Origin of the sequence: Actinomycetospora lemnae (assembly GCF_028737315.1) — a bacterium.
Lineage (GTDB): Bacteria > Actinomycetota > Actinomycetes > Mycobacteriales > Pseudonocardiaceae > Actinomycetospora > Actinomycetospora lemnae.
The window spans coordinates 72,879-92,368 of the sequence record NZ_JAQZAO010000018.1 but is presented as its reverse complement, the minus strand read 5'-3'; the positions used below and the strand labels follow the sequence as shown (position 1 = coordinate 92,368).

The following is a 19,490-nucleotide window of genomic DNA, read 5'->3' as shown; positions in this document are numbered from 1 at the left end:
CAGCACGGTGTCGGGGTCGAGGGGGTCGCCGACGGTGAAGTCCTTGGTGCGCGTGAGCACGCGGTCGAGCAGGGCGTCGTGCACCCGGCGGTCGACGACGAGCCGCGAGCCGGCGTGGCAGGTCTGCCCGGCGTTGTAGAAGATCCCCCAGCACACGGCGTCGGCGACCGCGTCGAGATCGGCGGCGTCGGCGAGCACGACCTGCGCCGACTTGCCGCCCGCCTCGACCGCGACGGCCTTGCCGTTGGACTCCCCCGCGTAGCGCAGGAACGCCCGGCCGACCTCGACCGAGCCGGTGAACGCGATCTTGTCGACGCCGTCGTGGCGGCCCAGCGCCGCGCCCGGGCCGGGCCCGTCGCCGGAGAGCACCTGCAGCACGCCGTCGGGCAGGCCGGCCTCGGCGCCGAGGCGCGCGAGGTGCAGCGCGCTCAGCGGCGACTGCTCGGCGGGCTTGAGGATGACGCTGTTGCCCGCGGCCAGCGCCGGCGCGATCTTCCACGACGTGATGATCAGCGGGTAGTTCCACGGCACGACGGCCGCGACGACGCCGAGGGGCTCGCGCGTGACCGTCGCGAGGCTGTCGGGCCCGGTCGGCTTGACCTGGCCGTCGCGCTTGTCGATCGCCTCGCCGTACCAGGCGAGCACGTCCGCGCAGGTGGGGACGTCGACCGACAGGGACTCGCGGATCGGCTTGCCGACGTCGAGGGTCTCGGCGAGCGCGAGGTGCTCGGCGTCGCGGCGGACCAGCTCGGCGAACCGCAGCAGCACGCGCTTGCGGTGCGCGGGCGACGTCCGGGCCCAGCGGCCGACGTCGAACGCGCGGCGCGCGGCGACCACCGCGGCGTCGACGTCCGCGGACCCGGCGGCCGCGACCTGCGCGACCACCCGGCCGTCGCGGGGCGAGGTCGTCGGGAACACCGCCCCGTCGGCGGCGCCGCGCTCGGCGCCGTCGACGAAGAGCGTCGTCGCCGGGGCGAAGGCCTCCGCCCGCGCGAGCCAGTCGGTCGTGCCGGTCACGCTGTCGCCTCCGAGCAGTGGTGGGTGCAGTGGTGGGTGCAGTGGTGGGTGCAGTGGTGGGTGCGGTGGTGGGTGCGGTGGTGGGGTGACGGCCCCGGCTCCGGGGTACGGGAGCCGGGACCGCCGTACGGGGGCCCGCCGCTCAGGCGAGCACGGCGCCCAGGCCGGGCGCGTCGGGCACGACCAGCATGCCGTCGGGGTCGGGGCGCAGCGGCTCGGCGAGCAGGAAGTCGCGCCGCTCGGGCGTCCAGCCGCCGGCCGGGTCGTCGGGGAACTCGAGGTAGGGCCCGGCACCGACGCCGGCCGCGACGTGCAGGTTCGCGAGCAGGCCGAGCCCGTTGGTCCACGTGTGCGGGGTGAAGCGGCGGTGGCGGGCGCGGACGGCCTCGGCCAGCTGGCGGGCCCGGGTCATGCCGAGGGCGAGCACCACGTCGGCCTGGTAGACGTCCAGCGCGTCGGCCTCGACGAGCGCGAGGGTCTCGGGCAGCGAGTCGAGCATCTCCCCCGCCGCGATGCGCAGGCCGGGGTTGTCGGCGCGCAGGAGGCGGTGGCCCTCGACGTCGGCGTAGGGCAGCGGCTCCTCGACCCAGGCGACGTCGTACTCCGCGAGCTGGCGGACCACGCGGCGCACGTCGCGCAGCTCGAGGGGCTCGGTGACGTCACCGGGCATCCGCCAGGCCTGGTTGAGGTCGACCATGATGTCGAGGTGGTCGCCGACGGCCTCCCGGACCGCGGCGACGGCGGCGACGCCCGCCCGCAGGCGCTGGGGGTGCGCGCGGATCTTGACCGCGCGGATGCCCTCGTCGACGAGGCGGTGCGCGTCCTCGGCGCGCCGGCCCGGGGGCTGCTCGGAGCACCACGACGCGTAGACGGGCAGGCGGTCGGTGACGCCGCCGAAGAGCGTGGCGACCGGGAGCCCGGCGACCTGCCCGACGACGTCCCAGAGTGCCGCCTCGAGCGGCCAGAACCGCCCGGCGTGGAAGCCGACCGATTCGATGCGGCGCACCTGGACCTCGGTGGCCAGCGGGTCGCTGCCGAGGAAGAGCTCGCGGTAGGCGTCGAACCCGGCCATCGTGTCGCCGGAGCCCACGCCCACGACGCCCTCGTCGGTCTCGACGTGCACGATCGTCGCGGCGAAGCGCGTGCGGGGCTCGGGGTCCCAGGCGGCGTGGCAGGGCGGGTCGAGCACGGTCTCGCGGTGCTCGACGCGGATGTCGGTGATCTTCACGCGGGTCCTTCTCGCGGGGGCCGGCGACGTCAGTACAGGACGCGGCGCCGCGATCGGCAACAATCGGTGCGGTGAGCGCAAATCCGCTGGTGGGCACGGGTCTGATCGGGACGGCCCTGCTCGGCGTCCACGCGGCCTCGGTGTGGTTCTGCACGGGGCTGGTCTGGACGATCCAGCTGCTCGTCTACCCGGGGTTCGCGGCGATGACGGGCCCGGGCTGGCTCGACGTCCACGCCCGCCACACCCGGCTGATGGGCCGGCTGATCGTCCTGCCGTGGCTGGTCCAGGGACTGACGTGCGCGGTGCTGCTGGTGTGGCGCCCGCCGGGGGTCCCGCTGGTGCTCGCGCTGGCGGCCGGGCTGTGCGGGGCGGTGACGGTGGCCGTGACCGTGGCGATCTCGGTGCCGTGCCACACGCGGCTGGCCCACGGCTGGGACGCCGAGGTGCACGCGCGGCTCACGCGGACCAACTGGTGGCGGACGGCGGCGTGGACGCTCGGCGGGGCGGTGGCGCTCGCGATGCTCCTGGTCGCGGCGTGACCCGGCCCCGGTCGGCGGGGCTGCGCCGCGACACCGACCTGCTCGACGCGCTCGCCTCCCCCGAGGCCCTGGCCGGCGGGCTCGGCGTGGCGCGGCTCGCGGCGCTCACCGGCCGCCAGCCCAGCCAGGTGTCGCGGGCGCTCGCGGCGCTCGAGGCCGAGGGGCTGGTCGAGCGCGACACCGCGAGCCGGCGCTTCGGGCTGGGCTGGCGGCTCTACGCGCTGGCGGCGCGGACCACCGAGGCGCGGCTCGTGGGCGTGGCCGGGCCGGCGCTGGTCTCGCTGGCCGTGCGGACCGGGGAGAACGCGTCGCTGTGCCGCCTGCACGGCACGCGGGTGGCGACGGTGCTGACCGCCGAGGCCGGGGGTGGACCCGCCCGGCCGCGGTTCGACGTCGACGACATCCCGGCCGCGACCACGTCGACCGGGCGGGTGCTGCTCTGCGAGCGCGACGCCGCCGCCGCCCGCGCCGCGGCCGCCGACCCGGCGGTGCTGGAGCGGGTCCGCGCCACGGGCTACGCCGTCGTGGACGGGGAGTTCGACCCGGGCCTCGCGGGGGCCGCCGCCCCGGTCCGCGGGTTCCACGGCGGGATCGTGGCCGCGCTGACCGTCTCGGGCCCCGCCGCCCGCCTGCGCCCCCACCTCGCCGCCCACGCCGCCGCGACCGCCGCCGCGGCGTCGGACCTCTCCGCGCGCCTGTCCACCCGCCCCTTGTGAGCACTTTCCACGGCTATTGCCGTGGAAAGTGCTCACGTACGGGGCAGGGACCAGACCACGAGGCCGGCGAGGGCGACGGCGGCGCCGAGGACGCAGACGCCGGGCCAGCCGTACGCCGGGTAGACCACCGCCGTCCCCGCCGAGGCCAGCGTCCCGCCGGCGAACGTCGAGACCATGTACGCCGTCGTGACGCGGCTGCGCGCCTGCGGGGCCAGGGCGTAGATGACGCTCTGGTGGCTGATCTGCAGCGCCTGCTGGCACAGGTCGAGCACGACCACCCCGACGATCAGCGCGACCAGCGACGTGCCGCCGAGCCCGAGCAGCGCCCAGCTCGCGGCCAGCACGACCAGCCCGAGCGTGACGACGAGCCGCTGGTGGCCGCGGTCGGCGAGCCGCCCGGCCAGCACCGCCATGCCCGCCCCGGCGAGGCCCGCGAGCCCGAACAGGCCCACCAGGGCGGGCCCGTAGCCGTACGGCGGCGCCGACAGCAGGAAGTCGATCGAGGTCCAGAGGATCGTGAAGCACCCCATGCCGACCGCCCCGAGGGCCATGCGCCGGCGCAGCTCGGGCTGGTCGCGCACGAGCTCGAGGACGGTGCGCAGCAGGCGCGGGTAGGTCGACGACTCCGTCGGCTCGACCACCGGCAGCCCGAGGCGGACGACCACCGCGAGCAGCACCATCACCCCGGCCGCGACGGCGAAGACCCACCGCCAGCCGCCCGCCTCGGCCACGAACCCGGCGATCGTGCGGGCGCCGAGGATGCCGATGAGCAGACCGCTCATCACGGTGCCGACGACCTGACCGCGCTCGTGGTCGCCGGCCAGCGACGCCGCGAGCGGCACCGCGATCTGGGCGACCGCCGACGTCACGCCGACCAGCGCGATCGCCCCGGCGAGCAGGCCGAAGCCGGGCGCCACCGCGGCCAGCGCGAGCACGACCGCCGACGCCGCGAGCAGCACGGTGACCAGCCGGCGGCGCTCGAGGAGGTCACCGAGCGGGACGAGCAGGGCCAGCGCCGTCGCGTAGCCGATCTGCGAGGCCGTGACCAGCAGCCCGGCCGCGCCGTCACCGACCCCGAACGCCTCGCCGATCGTGTGCAGCAGCGGCTGGGCGTAGTAGATGTTTGCAACCGCGGCCCCGCACACCACCGCCAGCAGCAGGGTGCGCGCCCGGCCGATGCCGGGTGCGGTCGGGGTGGCGGCGCCGGGGGTGGACGCGGCGGACGACGACGCAGACGCGGACGACGCGGACGACGCGGACGACGCGGACGAGGCGCTCACCGCACGACCGTGCCCGACGCCGCGACCGGGCACCCGCGGTCGAGACCCATCCCACGGGCGGTGCCCGGTCCGTGCCAGCTCCGTGCCAGCTCCCTGCCAGCTCCGTACCAGCTCCGTGCCCGGTCCGTGCCCGTTCGTCAGGTCCTCGCGGAGCTCCGTCGCCGGCGCGGCAGGCCGGCGCGGGCCGCGTCGGGGTCGCCGAGGTCGTCGGACACCGTGAGCGTCGCCGGGCCGAGCCGCAGCGTCCCCGACGACAGCGCCGCGCACCGCACCCCGGCCCGCCCCCGCAGCGCCGCGTGCGCGCCGGGCGCGAGCACCGTGTCCATCCACGCGCAGGGCGCGGCGGGCCGCCCGCCGCCCAGGAGCACCGGGCCGTCGCCGCTGTCGACCGCGAACTCCCGCCCGCGCAGCGCCTCGACCTCGAGCCCGCGGGTCAGGACCGTGCGCCGCGCCGCGACCGGGTCGAACGGCGGCACGCCGAGCTCGTCGGCGACGGCCTCGAGCGCCTCGATCGCCAGCAGCGTCAGCGCGGCCTCCCGGTGCGCCGCGCGGCCGGCGTACCGGTCGCCGACCACCCCGTACCCCGCCCGGACCTCGATCGCGTCCGGGGTGTGCGTCGGCACGGCGACCGGGCCGTCGGCGGGCCGCCCGTCGTAGGCGTGGGCGGGCGAGACGACGAAGCCCACGATCTCGATGCCGACCACCTCGACCACGGTAGAGACTGGCGACGTGCGGCTGGGCGTGTCCGGGGCGGTGGTGGACGGGGCGTGGTGCCCGGGCGACGTCGAGGTCGACGGCGACCGGGTCGCGGCCGTCGGCCTCCCGCCCGCGCGCGGCGGCACGTTCGCGGTGCCCGGGCTCGTCGACCTGCTCTGCCACGGCTACGCCGGCATCGACCTCGCGAGCGCCACGGTCGAGGAGATCGGGACGTGGCGCGCGGCGCTCGCCCGCGACGGGACGACCGCCGCCTGCCCCTCGCTGCTCACCGACGACCCAGACCGCACCGCCGCCGCGCTCGCGCGCCTCGACGCGGCCCGCGCCCGGCCCGCCCGAGGCGCCCACCTCCTCGGCGCCCACCTCGAGGGGCCGTTCCTCGCCCCCGCCCGCCTCGGCACCCACCCGCCCGAGCACCGCCGCGACCCCGACCCGGCCCTGCTCGCGCGCCTGCTCGGGGTCGGCCGGGTGGACCTCGTCACCCTCGCCCCCGAGCTCCCGGGCGCCGACGAGCTCGTCGACCTGCTCCGGGACCGTGGCGTCGCCGCCGCGGCGGGCCACAGCGACGCCGACGCCCCCGCCGCCCACGCCGCCGTCGACCGCGGCGTCCGGGCCGTCACGCACCTCCACAACGCCATGAGCGGGCTCGACCACCGTGCCCCGGGGCTCGCGGCCGTCGCGCTCACCCGGCCCGAGGTGGTGGTCACGATCATCGGCGACGGCCACCACGTCGCCCCCGAGATGCTCCGGCTCGCCGCGGCGGCCGCCGCCGGCCGGTGGGCCCTGGTCACCGACGCCACGGCCGCCACCGGGATGCCCGACGGCCCGTTCCGCCTCGCCGGCGTGCCGGTGACGCTCGCCGACGGGGTCGTGCGCAACGCCGCGGGCGGGCTCGCCGGTGCGGCCGCGCCGTTGGTCCGCGGCGTCGCGACGGCGGTGGCGGCGGGTATCGCGACGCTCGACGCGATCGCGGCCGTCACGACCGTCCCCGCGCGTCTCCTGGGTCGGCGTGACGTGGGTCGCCTCACCGTCGGCGGACCGGCGGATCTCGTCCTCCTGGACGAGGACCTGGCCGTCACCCGGGTGCTCGTCGGCGGCCGGGAGGTCGACCGGGGGACGACCACTGAGTGACGCTCCGGCGTCACTTTCGATACCCGATTTCTCACGATGGTGTAACGAAATCCGGTCTGTGTACGGTATGCCCCACAAGCGCCCGACCGATCGGGTGATGGCGGTCCGGGCACGGATCAACGACACGGTGAGGTGACGTGACGAGCAGCCAGGCGGTGCGGAGCAGGCGAGCGGACGGGCCACCGTCGCGCACCCCCACCTCCGGCGACCCGGCGACCGGTCGCATCCCCGCGCCGTCCCGGCCCCGCCCGGCCGCCCCGACGCGGCCCGCCGCGCGCCGCTCGCACGACCCGGACGCGGAGACGATCACCCTGCGCGCCGCGATGCTCGCGCGCGAGGAGGCCCGGCAGGGCGCCGCCTCGGCGGGCGGCACCGCCACGGCCACCGCGACGAGGCGCCGCACCCGGGTCCCGACCACCACCGTCGCGGTCCTCGTCCCGGCGCACGACGAGGAGGAGGGGATCGTCGCCACCGTCGAGGGCCTGCTCGAGCAGCGCGTCCCCGAGTGGCTGGCGATCTCCGGCATCGTCGTCGTCGCCAACAACTGCACCGACCGCACCGCCGAGGTCGCGCGCCGCTACCCGGTGACGGTCCTCGAGATGGAGCGCAACCCGGACAAGAAGGCCGGCGCGCTCAACCACGGCTGGCGGGTCGCGGCCCAGGACGCCGACCTCGTGCTCACCATGGACGCGGACACGGTGCTCCTGCCCGACACCGTCGCGAAGATGGCCGAGGAGCTGCGCGGCAACGCCGTGCTCGGCGCGGTGTGCGCGCGCTACTGGGCCTCGCCCGGGAAGGGCCTGCTCTGGCGGCTGCAGCGCCTCGAGTACACCCGCTACGACGACCTGCGCGATCTCCGTGGCTGGCGCGTCTCCGTCGCGAGCGGCGCGGCCGCGATGTACCGCACGGCGGCGCTGGCCGCGGTCGCGGCGGGCCGCGAGGCCGGCGAGCCGTGGGACGGCGCCTCGCTCATCGAGGACTACGCGCTCACCCTCGAGCTCAAGACCCGCGGCTGGCGGGTGGCGGCCGCCCGCGGCGCCCACGTCTACACCGACCCGCCCACCACCTGGCGCTCGCTGTGGCAGCAGCGGCTGCGCTGGGGCCGCGGCGGGATGGACGAGGTCCTCAAGCGCGGGTGGTCGCCCGCGACGCGGATCGACTGCCTGTCCTACGTGCTCTTCGCCTTCAGCGTGTTCTTCCGCGTGCTGTTCCTCGGGATGCTCACGCTGATGATCGTCTACGCGGTGCCGTTCCGGTACGCGCTGATCGGCCTGATCCCGCTGGCCGTGATGTGGCTGGAGCGGATGACGTCCATGTGGCGGCTCCCGGGACGCAGCTGGCGCGACGTCGCGCTGGTGGCGATCTTGGTCGTCGAGGACTTCTACGGGTTCTTCCTGGAGCTCTGCGCGGTGACGGCGGCCTGGCGCTGCCTCAACGCCCGGCGCCAGGCCTGGTAGCGGCAGCAGTCGAGCGGATCGGAAGGGGACGGACGCAGGGATGTACGGCGAGCACTCGATGTACCTCACCAGCGTGGTCGGCGGCGGCAGCACCGGCCTCGCCCTCGCAGCGGCCACGGGCATCAACGCGATGGCGATGGTGCTGATGGCGGTGACCGTGCTGTTCACGGCGATGCTGCTCGTGCGGATCGTGCGCCGCGGCGCCCGCCTCCGTCGCTGACCGCGTGTCGTTCGACGACCGGCGTCGCAACGTCCGCTCGCTGCTGTTCTTCCTGGTGGCCCTGCTGGGCACCGTCGTGCTCACGTTCGCCGGGTCCTTCGCCGGCGCCGCCGACCGGGAGACCGCCCTCGGGCCCCGCTACACCCCGACGGCCCTCGACCAGCGGCTGCCGCCGACGCCCGACGCCCGACCCGGACCGCGGGTCGCCCTCACGTTCGACGACGGCCCCTCCGCGCAGCTCACGCCGTACGTCCTCGACGTGCTCGCGGCGAAACGCGTCCGCGCCACCTTCTTCCTGCAGGGCGAGAACGCCCAGCGCTACCCCGACCTCGTGCGTCGGGTCCAGGCGGAGGGCCACGTCGTCGCCAACCACGCCTGGCAGCACGCGTGGTTCCCCGACCTGTCCCCCGAGGAGGCCGAGGACGAGATCGCCCGGACGAACGACCTGCTCACCGAGCTCACCGGGGTGCGCCCGACGCTCTTCCGCTACCCGTTCGGGCAACCGTCGCCCGGCGGCGACGCGGCCCTCGCGCGGCTCGGGATGGGCGGTGGCGTCCACTGGAAGTGGACCTCGGACAAGGAGGGCGACTTCCAGTGCCCCGGCGCCGACGCGATGGTCGACTTCGTGGTGACCGAGGCCGCCGACCAGGCGATGCTCCTGCTCCACGACGCGAACGACGCGATCCGCTGCTCGCCGGACCAGCTCGAGTACCTGCCGCGCGCGATCGACGAGCTGCGCGCCCGCGGCTTCACGTTCGGCGTCGTCGCGCCCTCGCCGGTGCCCTCTGCCGTCAACGGCGGCTCGCTCGCGGCCGTGGTCCCGTGATGCGGGCGCTGCTGTTCGTGCTGGCGATCGGGCTGCTCGCGGCGTGCGCGCCGGCGCCGGCCGCCGAGCGGGAGCCGTCCGGGCCGGCGCGGTCCGGGTCCGCCGCCCCCGCGCCGGGCCTGCCGACGGAGTTCGCCGACCGCCTCCTCGCCGACGCCGTGCCCGACCCCCTCGGCCCCCTCGGCGAGGACGTCCCCGACGAGCTCGCCGGCGCCCGCGCCTGGACCAGCGCGATCCAGGCGCCGCACCGCCAGACCGACCGCGACGTGGGCGCGGCCGGCGTCGCGCACGGGTTGCTCGCGCTCGCCGCGGCCACCCCCGACCCCGCCGCCCGCGACGGCTACCTCGCCGGTGCCCGGGCGGCCGGCGACTTCCTGCTCGGTGCCTCCCGCGACGGACGCGTGCCCGACTACGTCGACCCCGGCGGCCCCTCGGACCGCGCCTACACCTCGTTCGACGACGGCGCCGCGGGGATCGCCGAGGTGCTGTGGCGGCTCGGCGAGGCCACCGACGAGGACCGCTACCGCGAGGGCGCCCGGGCGTCGCTGCGCTGGGTGCTCGACCGCGCGGAGGGCGTCGACGGCGTCGGCTGCCCGGAGATGTGCCGCTGGGCGTGGGTCGACTCCGGCGCGCCCTCCTACCGCCACGGGATGGGCGAGGGCCAGGCCGGGATCGTCTACGCGCTGTCGGTGATGGGCGAGCGCCTGCGCGACCCCGAGCTCACCGCCCACGCGCTGGGCGGCGCCGCCTACCTCTCGAGCCGGCTCGACGACGACGGCGGGCTCCCCGAGCGCGACGACGAGCCTCGCCGCAACACCGGCTTCCTCTCGGGCACGGCGGGCGCCGCCTTCGTGTTCCTGCGGATGTACCAGGCCACGGGCGACGAGCGCTGGCGCCGCGACGCGGAGTCCGCGCTCGGTTTCCTCGACCGCACCGCGCAGCCCGCGGGGCGGGGCCTGACGTGGCCGATACTGCTCGGAGCCGGGTCAGCCGCGCTGACGCCGGACAACCCGAACCGCGCCACCGGCATGGAGGAAGGCGCGGCCGGCATCGGCTGGGTCTCCCTGCAGGCCCACGCGATCCTCGGCGACGACCGCCACCTCGAGCGCGCGCGGGCGGCCGGGCGCTGGCTGGTCGACGTCGCCCTCGTCGAGCCCGTCGGGCGGGCGTGGGCGGAGTACGAGGGCAGCCCGCTCGTGCACACGGCCACCAACAGCGGCGCGGCGGGCACGGGCTGGTTCCTCGACTCGCTCGGCCGCGTGACCGGCGAGGACGAGTTCGCCGGCGCCGCCCGCGCCGCCCGCAACTGGCTGCTCGCCGTCGCCACCCCCGAGCACCGCTGGGGCGCGACCCGGCGGGCCGGGACCTGGACGCTCGGCGGCGAGCCCTCGTGGCACTGGGGCGCGGCCGGTGTCATCGGCTTCCTCGCGCGGATGGGCGGCGGCCCCGTCGACAGCCCGGGGATGCAGGAGGTCCTGGTGCCGCTCGAGGGGCCGGGGGTCCGGGGCGACTCGGGGAATTAGTTCCCGATCGTCCGCCGCCCGCCGCCCGAGGGCAGGCGTTGACTCGGTGTCACCCGCCGGCGTGTGGCCGGCGCGGGATGGCCGAGGAGGTGCCGTGACCGTCGTCGACGTGGTGGTGCTCCTGGTCGTCGCGATCGCCGCGCTGCGCGGCTGGCGACGGGGCGGGACGGGTCTGGTGCTGCGCGCGGCGGGCGCCGTCGTGGGCGTGCTGGTGGCCGGGGCGCTGGCCCGCTGGCTGGTGCCGATGCTCCTCGCGCCCGACGACGGGATCTCCCGCGGCGCCGTGTTCCTCGGGGCCGCGCTGGTCGGCGCGCTCGTCGGGTGGGGGCTGGGGCGTCGCCTCGGGGAGGTCGTGGCCCGGCGCAGCGGTCACGGTCTCCGCGGACACGGGTCGAGCCCCGCCCCGGTCCGGCGACCCGGCCTCCCCGACCGCGTCCTCGGCGTCGCCGCCCACGGCGCGCTGGCGCTCATGGTGCTGGTCCTGGCCGCCGGCGTGGTCGGCGCGATCGGCCCCGCGGGCCTGGGCGACGCGGCGCGCGACAGCGCCCTGCTCGGTGCCGCCGCCGAGCACCTGCCCGACCCGCTGATCCTGCTGCCGGCCGAGGCGCCGACGCTCGCCGACGGGAGCGCACGATGAGGGGCCCCGTCACCGTCCCGCGCCTGGCCGGGGCCGGCGCGCTCGCGCTGCTGCTGCTCACCTGGCTCGCGTCCGGGTCCTTCCTCACGGCGCTGCTCGTCGTGGTGCTCGTCGTCGCCGTCGCGGGTGTGGCGTGGCTGGTCGTGTCGTGGGGCGGTCGCTCGCCGCGGGCCCTCGACGACGACTCCCCCGTCGCCGACGCCCTGCCCACCGCCGACCTGTCCCCGCCCTCGGGCGGCGAGCGGGTGCGCCGGGCGCTGCGCGGCCTGCTCGGGCGCCCGTGGGTGCAGGGCGACGGGATCGTCCGCGCCGCCGCCCGCCGGCTGGCCTCCGAGGACGCGCTGGTGTGGACCCCGCGCGGGCAGCGGGTCACCGCGCCTCACCTGTGGGTCGAGCTCCACCCCGACGACCTCGCCGACGTCGCCGCCCGCTGGCCCCTCGAGGTGCTGGCCGACGAGCTGCTCGGCGGCTACCTCGAGCACGCGCGCAGCACCGAGGCGCGCCGGATGGCCGAGCGGACGTTCCTGCACCTGCTCGCCGGCACGGACGTGCCGGTCGGGCGGGTCGTCGTCACCGCCGCCTTCTCCCGACCCGCCGCGTCCCCGGCCGCGACGGCCTCCGCGACCGAGCCATCCCCCTCGTCGGTCGCGTCGCCCGCCGCACCCGCGCCACCCGCCGGGGCCGCGGCGCCCCCAGCCCCGCCCGGGTCCGGCCCGGCCGTGCCGGGGGCAGCCGGCCGGCCCGGGCGGACCCTCCTGCCGCCACCACCTCGGCCGGCTCCGGCGCGGGGGCCGGCCGGGGCTTCCCGGGACTCCGTCGGGGGGTCCCGGGAAGACGGAGCGCAGCGGAGCCCGACCAGCCGGTGGGGACGTGGGGCGGCGCGAGGACCGGCCGCGACGGTGATGCACCGCAGGCCGCAGACCGTCACCACGCCCGACACCGCACGCCTCGCCGGACGGCCCGGCGCGCGGGTCACCCCGCGCGTCGGCGCGACGATCGTCGAGCGGGTCGTGGCGACCGCCCGGGGTGGCGGGCGGCCCGGCGTATCCTGGCGTCGACCGGCGGATCCCCGCCGTGGCGGGGAGCGCTGAGCGCCCCCACTCCGGCCGACCGGGAGGTGGCGTGACGCGACCCGCCGCCGGCCCGTCCCGGTCCGGCACTCCCCGTGCCCCGGGCCCGCCCCGACTCCCCGTCGGCGGGCTCGCGGTGCTCGACGTCCGCACGGAGACGACGCAGTCGGTCCCGTGGGGCGAGCGCATCACCATCGGTCGCGGCGACGCCTCGGGTCGCGGCCCGAGCCGCGCGGCCGGCGCGCCGCGCCACGTCGTCGTCCCGGACGACCGGGTGTCGCGGCTCGCGGCCGAGATCGAGGTCCGCGACGACGCCTACCTGATCATCAACCGGCAGCGCCACGGCGGGCTGCTGACCCTGTTCGTGCCCGGCATCGCCGGCAAGGACCGCATCCGGGCCGGCAACGGCCTGCTCGTGCGCGACGACCGCTCCTCGCTCGGCCTGTGGCTGCCCGACGGGCAGGAGCTCACGCTCGCGCTGCTGCGGTTCGCGCCCGCCGCGGGTGCCGGCATCTCGACCAGCGGGGGCCTCGCCGGCGGGCGCACCATCGACACCTCGCTGCCGACGGCCGAGACGTGGTGGTCGGTGCTCGTCGCCGCCTGCGGCCCGACCCTCATCGCCGCGGCGACGGCCGGCCCGAGCAGCAGCGCGCCGCGCGACGTCCACGGCGACGCCGAGCAGATCGCCGACTGGCACCGCGCCGAGGGCCGTCCCGCGCCGAGCCCCAAGACCCAGAGCGAGGCGTTCCGCCACGCCCAGCGCTGGTTGCGCGGGGTGCGCCTCAACGACAAGACCCGCGGCTGGCGGATCGCGGTCGTCGAGCAGGCGATCCACCTGCGCCTGGTCACGCTCGACGACGTGCGCCTGCTCTTCCCCAGCCAGGCGCCGCGGGCGGTGCGGTGAGCGCTACCCGTCCGTGAGGTCCTGCTCCGGCAGCGGCCCGAGCAGCGCGAAGGCCTCGAGGTAGGGCTCGACGTCCCCGCGCGTCGTCCACGACCGCAGCTGCGCGGCCGACCGGCGCGTCACCAGCGCGCGGGCCAGGTCGAAGTCGGAGGCCCGCACCTCCACCGCCGCCTCCGCGGGCTCCCCCGCCGAGCACCACGACCACTGCTCCCCCACCAGCGCGATCGGCGGCAGGCCCGGGTCGAGCCGGGCGGCGAACCGGCCGACGAACCGGTCGCGCAGCGCCGCGATCGCGGGCGTGTCGCGCCCGCCGGGCTCCCCCAGCGCGCCGCGCAGGTCCTGCTCGTGGATCGTCACGTCGCCGAGCGGGCGCGTCCCGTGCTCGGCCATCCACGTCTGCAGCGGGCCGGCGACGACCTCCCACTCCGCCACGAGCGCCGCCACGTCGCGGCCCCGGCGGGCGTCGACCTGGCGGGCGGTCCACTCCTCGTCGTGGTCGTCGGGCTCGTCGCCGGCGAGGACGTCGGCACCGAGGCCGACCATGTGCGAGAGCAGGTCGCGCACCGTCCAGTCCGGGCAGGCGGGCACGATCGTCGCCGCCCGCTCGGGGTCCAGGTCGGCGACCAGGGCGACGACGCGCTGCTGGGCCCGGCTCCACTCCGCGATCTCGTCCACGCCCGTGACCCTCCCAGGACGCGACGGCCCCCGCCGAGCCGCGGTGCACCGGGCACGTCGACGGCTCCCGGGCATCGAGGTAACGGAACGGTCACGAAGCGCGATGTCCGGGGAGGCCGCACGGAGCGGACCGGTGAGGGAGGGCCATGTCGACCCCCACGACCGTGCCGAGCGCCGCGGAGACCATCGAGCCCGGGCGCCTGGTGGCCGGCCGCTACCTGCTGCTCGCCCGCGTGGGGCGCGGCGGGTCCGGCTCGGTCTGGCGCGCCCACGACGAGCTGCTCGACCGCGAGGTCGCGGTGAAGCGGCTGCACGGCGGGCAGGCGCTCGACGCGGCGCGGGCCCGGGTGCTCCGCGATCGGGCGCACCGCGAGGGGCGGGTGGCCGCGCGGCTGCACCACCCGCGCCTGGCCGGGATCCACGACATGACCGAGCTCGACGGCGACGTCTGCCTGGTCATGGAGTACATCGCCGCGCCGTCGCTGGCGGACGTGCTCGACCGGGAGGGCCCGCTGCCCGCCGACCGGGTCGCGGGCATCGGCGCGCAGATCGCCGAGGGGCTCGCGGCCATGCACCGCGCGGGGGTGGTGCACCGCGACATCAAGCCGGCGAACACCATGATCGGCCCGGACGACGCGGTCACCGTGACCGACTTCGGCATCGCGGTCATCGGGTCCGACCCGGGCGCGGACGGCCCGGGCGTGGCCGGTACGCCCCACTACATGGCCCCCGAGCTCGCCCTCGGTGAAGCGCCCACAGCCAAGGCCGACGTGTACTCCCTCGGCGCCACCCTCGTCGCCGCGCTCACGGGCGCACCACCGCGGGCCGGGGCGGTCGACCCCCTCGCGGGTGTCGCGGAGACCACGGGGCTCGGGCCGGTGCTGCGCGCCCTGCTCGACCTCGACCCGCAGCGCCGCCCCAGCGCGCACGTCACCGCGCGCCGGCTCGCCGAGACGGCGGAGCGGGCGGAGAGGGCGGAGGGGGCGGCGCCGACCCCGGCCGCCGAGCGACCGGCGCCCGCCGACACGGTGCCGGACACCGGGGCGCCCGCCTCCACCCCGGCCGCTCTCCCGCCGTCGGGGCGCCACGCCGACAGCGGCCGCCACCGCGCGGGGCTGGGGTCGTGGCGGCGGCCGTCGCGCGTCGTGCTGGGCGCCGGGCTCGCCGGGCTCCTCGGCATCGCCGCGGTGGTGGCCCTGACGACGGCACCCGGCCCGGTGCCGCCGGCGACGCCCGCCGCACCCGCCTCCGGACAGGCCGTCGCTCCGGCCCTGCCGCTCGCGGCGCCGCCGATCGTGCCCGCCGCCCCGGGCCGGGCCACCTCGACGCCGGTCGACGAGGTCGCCGCGGCCGCACCGACCCGCTCCGAAGACCGCGCGCCGGCGACGGCGTCGGCGACCGTGGAGGACCAGGGCGACGACCCACCCGCGCAGGACCGCGGGAACGGGGGCGGGAACGGGCGCGGGAACGGTCGCGGGGACGACAGGGAGGACGGGGGCAAGCCCGAGAAGAAGGGGAAGGGCGGCGGGGGCGGCCACGGTCGCGGCCGCTGAGGACGCATCGACGGATCCGCATCCCCGTCTGTCGGCCGCGAAACCGACCGCCCGCCCCGGTCACCGCGCCGCCCGACCGTTTGTCCACAAGTGACCCCGCGTAGTGCGTTGTGTGTCACTGAGTTGTGTCACAGTAGGAACATGTCACGCGAGGGGGACGCGACGATCTCGGAGGGTGGCCCCGCCACCCCCGCCGACATACGACAAGCACCCGGCTACCTGGCGCGGCGCCTCCACCAGGCGTACACCGCGGCCTGGGCGCGCCGGGTCGATCCCGTGCTCACCGGGCCGCAGTACGCCGTGCTCGTCACGGTCGAGGCGCACCCGAAGCTCGACCAGGGCTCGCTGGCCCACACGGTCGCGCTCGACCGCTCGACCATGGCCGACGTCTGCCGGCGCCTCGAGGACCGCGGGCTCATCGAGCGCACCCAGGCCCCGGCCGACGGGCGGCGCAAGCTGCTCGGGCTCACCGACGAGGGGCGCGCGGCGCTGGGACGCCTGCGGAACCGGGTCAGCGCGCTCGAGGACGAGCTGATGGCCGAGCACGCCAGCCTCTCCGACCTCCTCGGGCACCTCGACGCCCTGTCGCGGCGGTGGGAGAACGTCGCGACCGGACCGACGGCCTGACGCGGCGGCCCGGTCCTGCTCAGCGCTCGAGCGGCACGGACGGGTCCGCCGTCGCCCGGCGCTGCGCGCGCATGAGCAGCAGCGCCACGCCGACCACGAGGGTGGCGGCGAAGGCGACGGTGAAGATCGCCCAGGGCACGAACGCGCCCGAGACCAGCGCGAACACCAGGAAGTACGCGGCGACGAGCGCGTAGACCACGACCTGCACGCGGCACAGGAAGCGGTTGCGGTCGGTGTCGCGCGGTGGCCACGAGAAGCCCGGCAGGGAGGGCGGCATGCAGCGCACCGTATCCGGGGCGCCCGGCCCCATCCCGGTCAGGCCACCGCCGGCTCGGGGTCGAGCAGCGACCGGACACGACCGTTCTCGTCCCTACTGCGCGTCGGGCGGGAGCAGCCCTCCCGAGGGGACCCCGGCGCGGCCGCCGTCGCCGGACGTCCGGCGGGCGCGGCGCCGCCCCGCCTCCCCGACGAGCCAGCGCGCCACGTCGACGAGCTTGAGGTTCGTGCTCTGCGACGACTCGACCAGCATCTGGAACGCCTCGGTCTCGTCGACGCCGAAGCGCTCCATGAGGATGCCCTTGGCCTGCCCGATGACGTCCCGGCTGTCGACGGCCCGCCCGAGGTGGACGGCCTGCTCGCTGCCGTGCAGGAGCATCGCCGCCTGGACGGCGAACAGTCCCGCGGTCAGGCGGGCCTCGGGGTCGAACACGTGGGGCTCGGCCGCGTAGAGGTTGAGCGCGGCGCGCATCGGGCCGGTCGTGGCGAGCTGGGTGGACAGCATCGACCGGTAGCCCGCGGCGACGGCCGCCGGCGCGAAGCGCGGCCAGCGCTCCGCGTCGGCGCCCCCGAGGTCGTCGGCCATGACCACCCCGTCCTCGGCCGGGCTCTCCAGTGCGGTGATGCACGGGCCCTCGTGCAGCTCGCCCTGGAGCCGGTCGAGCTCGGAGATCCCGCGACTGGTCGGGTTGCGCGAGTCGACGATGCCGTCCTCGCTCACCGAGATCCCGCCCGCGCTCGCCCCGGGCACCGTCTCCACGGCGGCCGCCACGATCTCGGACAGCGTCTGTTGCAGATCGCGGATGCTCCGGCGTCCGAGCAGGGTCTGTGCCGCCCTGCGCAGTTCGACGACGAGCTGCTCCGCCTGGCCCGGGTGCACGCGGTATCCCCCCACCTTCACTTCTCGCCCCGAGGACTCCGGGCACCACGGGCGCCGCCGCGCCACGGGTCCCCGGCGCGCGACCGTTCGCCCCCACCCGGTGACGGGCGGGGGCGTGTGCCCCACGGTGGTCGGACCCGGCACGCACGGCCCGACGGCCGGTGCCCCGATCCACGAAGCGGCCGGCTGTTCGACCGCGGAGCAGCGATGTTAGTGGGCGCACGGACGGGCGTCACCGCGGGACACGGCGGCGGCGCGACCGCTCGCCGGATGTGCTCGTGGTCGCACCGACCGGCTCTCGTGCAACGTCGTCGGTGACGGGGACGATGGAGGACGCGGGATGGTGCCGGTCGGCGGCACGAAGCGCCGATCGTGGACGGAGGACAGCCGGTGTGCGCGGTGGACGACGTCGTCACCTGCGGTGACCTCGCCGATCCGGGGCGCCTCGCGGCCCTGGCCGAGGCCGGGCTCGGGCCCCGCGCCGACCCCGGCATGGAGTGGTACGCGGAGCGCGTACGGCGCTGGCTGGACGTGCCCGTCGCGCTCGTCTCGCTCGTGCGGGCCGACGAGCAGGTGTTCCCCGGCGCGGCCGGGCTCGGCGAGCCGTACGGCGGCACACGGCGCACGCCGCTGTCGCACTCGTTCTGCCAGCACGTCGTCCTCACCGGCAGCCCGCTCGTCATCGGGGACGCCCGTGACCACCCCCTGGTGCGCGACAACCTCGCCGTCCGCGACCTCGGCGTCGTCGCCTACGCCGGGATGCCCCTGACCGACGCCGCCGGGCACGTCCTCGGCTCCCTGTGCGCCATCGACGTCACGCCCCGCCGGTGGCGGCCCACCGAGCTGGACGCGCTCGCCGACCTCGCCGCGGGCTGCGCGACCGAGCTGCGGCTGCGCCTCGCCCGCCGCGACGCCGACGAGGAGCGGGCCCGCCGCGACGTGCTCGAGGCGTCGCTGCGCGACTCGGTCGAGCGCAGCGTCACCGTCGCCCGCGAGATGCAGCAGGCCCTGCTGACGACGCTGCCCGAGGTCCCGGGCCTCGAGGTCGCCGCCCGCTACGCGCCCGCCGACGCCGAGCAGTACGTCGGGGGCGACTGGTTCGACGTCCTGCCGGTCGCGGGCTCCGACGAGGACGGCGGATCGGTCGTCGTCGTGTCGGTCGGGGACATCGTCGGCCACGAGCTCGACGCGGCGATCACGATGGGGCAGGTCCGCTCGATGCTGCGCCAGGCCGCGTGGGACCGGGCCGCCGGCCCGCCGTCGTCGATCGTCGAGGCCTTCGAGCGGGCCAACGCCGGGATCGGGCTGGACGCGGCGGGCACGACGGTCGTCGCCCGGCTCCGTCGGCGACCGGACGGACGCTGGTCGACGAGCTGGGTGAACGCCGGGCACCCGCCGCCGCTCGTCGTCACCCCGGGCGGCCGGGCCGAGCTCCTCGAGGGGCACGACCGGATGTTCGGCCTCCCCCGCGGGCTCGGCGGGGTCCGCCGGGACCAGGAGCTCGATCTCCCCGCCGGCAGCCTGCTGGTCCTGCACAGCGACGGGCTCGTCGAGGGCCGCGGGACCGACGCCGACGAGCGCACCGAGACCCTCCGGTCCCGCCTCGCCGCCCTCCGGGCGGCCGACCCGGACACGGTCGTCGACACCGTGATGGCGGAGCTGCCCCGCAGCAGCAGCGACGACGTCGTGGTGATGGCGCTGCGTCTGGGGTGAGAGCCGGGCTCAGGCCCGGACGCCCCGCTGGCCGACGGCACCGCGCAGGCCGACGCACCCGATGCAGCCGACGCAGTCCACGCAGTCGACGCAGGCGATGCACCCGACGCAGCGCACGCAGTCCACGCACGCCAGGGTCGCGACGCAACGGCGCAGGGCGACGCCGAAGGCGGTGATCGCGCTGGCCACGACGCCCACGCTGCCCGCCGTCGCCGCGCTGCCGGCGACCGCCGCGCTCCCCGCCGTCGCCACGCTGCCCGCCACCGCGACGCTCCCGGCGGTGGCCACGCTGCCGGCCACCGCGACGCTCCCGGCGGTCGCCGCGCTCCGGGCGACGGCGACGCCGGCCCGGGTGCCGACGCTGCCCGCGACCGCGACGCTGTCCGTGGTGTCCGCGCTGCCGGCGACGGCCACGCTGTCGACGGTCCCGACGCTGCCGACCACGGCCCCGGCGTCGTGCTCGTCCATGGCGCGCAGCCTGCCGTGCGGTGGTCGCGCCCGTCC

Annotated in this window: 21 protein-coding genes; 13 read left to right on the top strand and 8 right to left on the bottom strand. The window is 77.2% G+C overall.

Annotation, left to right across the window (positions count from 1 at the left end):
• Together PGB27_RS27425 and PGB27_RS27420 are read right to left on the bottom strand one after the other, a co-directional pair.
• A partial coding sequence (locus PGB27_RS27425) for an aldehyde dehydrogenase family protein (RefSeq protein ID WP_274203620.1) occupies positions 1–1,017 on the bottom strand: 1,017 nt, incomplete at its 3' end.
• 142 nt (positions 1,018–1,159) lie between these two features.
• Complete coding sequence (locus PGB27_RS27420; RefSeq protein WP_274203619.1) at positions 1,160–2,245, bottom strand: mandelate racemase/muconate lactonizing enzyme family protein; 1,086 nt, start codon at positions 2,243–2,245, stop codon at positions 1,160–1,162.
• A 71-nt stretch (positions 2,246–2,316) separates the two neighbouring features.
• On the opposite strand from PGB27_RS27420, the gene PGB27_RS27415 reads away from it, so the two are divergent.
• Together PGB27_RS27415 and PGB27_RS27410 are read left to right on the top strand one after the other, a co-directional pair.
• Positions 2,317–2,784, top strand: a complete 468-nt coding sequence (locus tag PGB27_RS27415) for a hypothetical protein (RefSeq protein ID WP_274203618.1) — start codon at positions 2,317–2,319, stop codon at positions 2,782–2,784.
• Complete coding sequence (locus PGB27_RS27410) at positions 2,781–3,500, top strand: IclR family transcriptional regulator (protein WP_274203617.1); 720 nt, start codon at positions 2,781–2,783, stop codon at positions 3,498–3,500. Before PGB27_RS27415 ends, PGB27_RS27410 begins: the two co-directional genes overlap by 4 nt.
• 32 nt (positions 3,501–3,532) lie before the next feature.
• On the opposite strand, the gene PGB27_RS27405 is transcribed toward PGB27_RS27410, so the two are convergent.
• On the bottom strand, positions 3,533–4,780 hold the full coding sequence (locus PGB27_RS27405; protein WP_274203616.1) for an MFS transporter: 1,248 nt from the start codon (positions 4,778–4,780) through the stop codon (positions 3,533–3,535).
• A 137-nt stretch (positions 4,781–4,917) separates the two neighbouring features.
• On the bottom strand, positions 4,918–5,484 hold the full coding sequence (locus PGB27_RS27400) for a molybdenum cofactor biosysynthesis protein (RefSeq protein WP_274203615.1): 567 nt from the start codon (positions 5,482–5,484) through the stop codon (positions 4,918–4,920).
• Between the two features lie 25 nt (positions 5,485–5,509).
• On the opposite strand from PGB27_RS27400, the gene PGB27_RS27395 reads away from it, so the two are divergent.
• The 8 genes from PGB27_RS27395 to PGB27_RS27360 all read left to right on the top strand — a co-directional run bounded on the left by PGB27_RS27395 (position 5,510) and on the right by PGB27_RS27360 (position 13,262).
• Complete coding sequence (locus PGB27_RS27395) at positions 5,510–6,625, top strand: N-acetylglucosamine-6-phosphate deacetylase (RefSeq protein WP_274203614.1); 1,116 nt, start codon at positions 5,510–5,512, stop codon at positions 6,623–6,625.
• Positions 6,626–6,762: 137 nt separating this feature from the next.
• Positions 6,763–8,082: a glycosyltransferase gene (locus tag PGB27_RS27390; protein WP_274203613.1), complete on the top strand. Its 1,320-nt coding sequence runs from the start codon at positions 6,763–6,765 to the stop codon at positions 8,080–8,082.
• A 40-nt stretch (positions 8,083–8,122) separates the two neighbouring features.
• The gene (locus PGB27_RS27385) at positions 8,123–8,302 is read left to right on the top strand and encodes a hypothetical protein (RefSeq protein ID WP_274203612.1); all 180 of its coding nucleotides are present in this window, start codon (positions 8,123–8,125) and stop codon (positions 8,300–8,302) included.
• A 4-nt stretch (positions 8,303–8,306) separates the two neighbouring features.
• Positions 8,307–9,128 carry a polysaccharide deacetylase family protein gene (locus tag PGB27_RS27380; RefSeq protein WP_274203611.1) on the top strand — a complete coding sequence of 274 codons (822 nt, stop codon included), beginning with the start codon at positions 8,307–8,309 and terminating at the stop codon, positions 9,126–9,128.
• Positions 9,128–10,651, top strand: coding sequence for a lanthionine synthetase LanC family protein (locus PGB27_RS27375; RefSeq protein ID WP_274203610.1), 1,524 nt, complete (start codon positions 9,128–9,130; stop codon positions 10,649–10,651). Before PGB27_RS27380 ends, PGB27_RS27375 begins: the two co-directional genes overlap by 1 nt.
• 94 nt (positions 10,652–10,745) lie before the next feature.
• On the top strand, positions 10,746–11,288 hold the full coding sequence (locus tag PGB27_RS27370) for a CvpA family protein (protein ID WP_274203609.1): 543 nt from the start codon (positions 10,746–10,748) through the stop codon (positions 11,286–11,288).
• Positions 11,285–12,379, top strand: a complete 1,095-nt coding sequence (locus PGB27_RS27365) for a hypothetical protein (protein ID WP_274203608.1) — start codon at positions 11,285–11,287, stop codon at positions 12,377–12,379. Before PGB27_RS27370 ends, PGB27_RS27365 begins: the two co-directional genes overlap by 4 nt.
• Before the next feature lie 31 nt (positions 12,380–12,410).
• Entirely contained in the window at positions 12,411–13,262 is an 852-nt protein-coding gene (locus PGB27_RS27360) for an FHA domain-containing protein (protein WP_274203607.1), read from the top strand.
• Between the two features lie 3 nt (positions 13,263–13,265).
• On the opposite strand, the gene PGB27_RS27355 is transcribed toward PGB27_RS27360, so the two are convergent.
• A complete protein-coding gene (locus tag PGB27_RS27355) occupies positions 13,266–13,937 on the bottom strand; it encodes a maleylpyruvate isomerase family mycothiol-dependent enzyme (protein WP_274203606.1) in 672 nt (223 codons plus the stop codon).
• A 146-nt stretch (positions 13,938–14,083) separates the two neighbouring features.
• Here PGB27_RS27355 and PGB27_RS27350 point away from each other — a divergent pair, with 146 nt between their 5' ends.
• Both PGB27_RS27350 and PGB27_RS27345 read left to right on the top strand, forming a co-directional pair.
• The gene (locus PGB27_RS27350; protein WP_274203605.1) at positions 14,084–15,490 is read left to right on the top strand and encodes a serine/threonine-protein kinase; all 1,407 of its coding nucleotides are present in this window, start codon (positions 14,084–14,086) and stop codon (positions 15,488–15,490) included.
• Positions 15,491–15,631: 141 nt separating this feature from the next.
• The gene (locus PGB27_RS27345; protein ID WP_274203604.1) at positions 15,632–16,117 is read left to right on the top strand and encodes a MarR family winged helix-turn-helix transcriptional regulator; all 486 of its coding nucleotides are present in this window, start codon (positions 15,632–15,634) and stop codon (positions 16,115–16,117) included.
• Positions 16,118–16,136: 19 nt separating this feature from the next.
• Here PGB27_RS27345 and PGB27_RS27340 read toward each other — a convergent pair whose 3' ends face one another.
• Together PGB27_RS27340 and PGB27_RS27335 are read right to left on the bottom strand one after the other, a co-directional pair.
• The gene (locus PGB27_RS27340) at positions 16,137–16,394 is read right to left on the bottom strand and encodes a hypothetical protein (RefSeq protein ID WP_274203603.1); all 258 of its coding nucleotides are present in this window, start codon (positions 16,392–16,394) and stop codon (positions 16,137–16,139) included.
• Between the two features lie 93 nt (positions 16,395–16,487).
• The gene (locus PGB27_RS27335; protein WP_274203602.1) at positions 16,488–17,288 is read right to left on the bottom strand and encodes an ANTAR domain-containing protein; all 801 of its coding nucleotides are present in this window, start codon (positions 17,286–17,288) and stop codon (positions 16,488–16,490) included.
• Positions 17,289–17,645: 357 nt separating this feature from the next.
• Here PGB27_RS27335 and PGB27_RS27330 point away from each other — a divergent pair, with 357 nt between their 5' ends.
• A complete protein-coding gene (locus PGB27_RS27330; RefSeq protein WP_274203601.1) occupies positions 17,646–18,986 on the top strand; it encodes a PP2C family protein-serine/threonine phosphatase in 1,341 nt (446 codons plus the stop codon).
• 9 nt (positions 18,987–18,995) lie between these two features.
• On the opposite strand, the gene PGB27_RS27325 is transcribed toward PGB27_RS27330, so the two are convergent.
• Positions 18,996–19,454 (bottom strand): hypothetical protein, encoded by a 459-nt coding sequence (locus PGB27_RS27325; protein WP_274203600.1) that lies wholly within the window; start codon positions 19,452–19,454, stop codon positions 18,996–18,998.
• Positions 19,455–19,490: the final 36 nt, after the last annotated feature.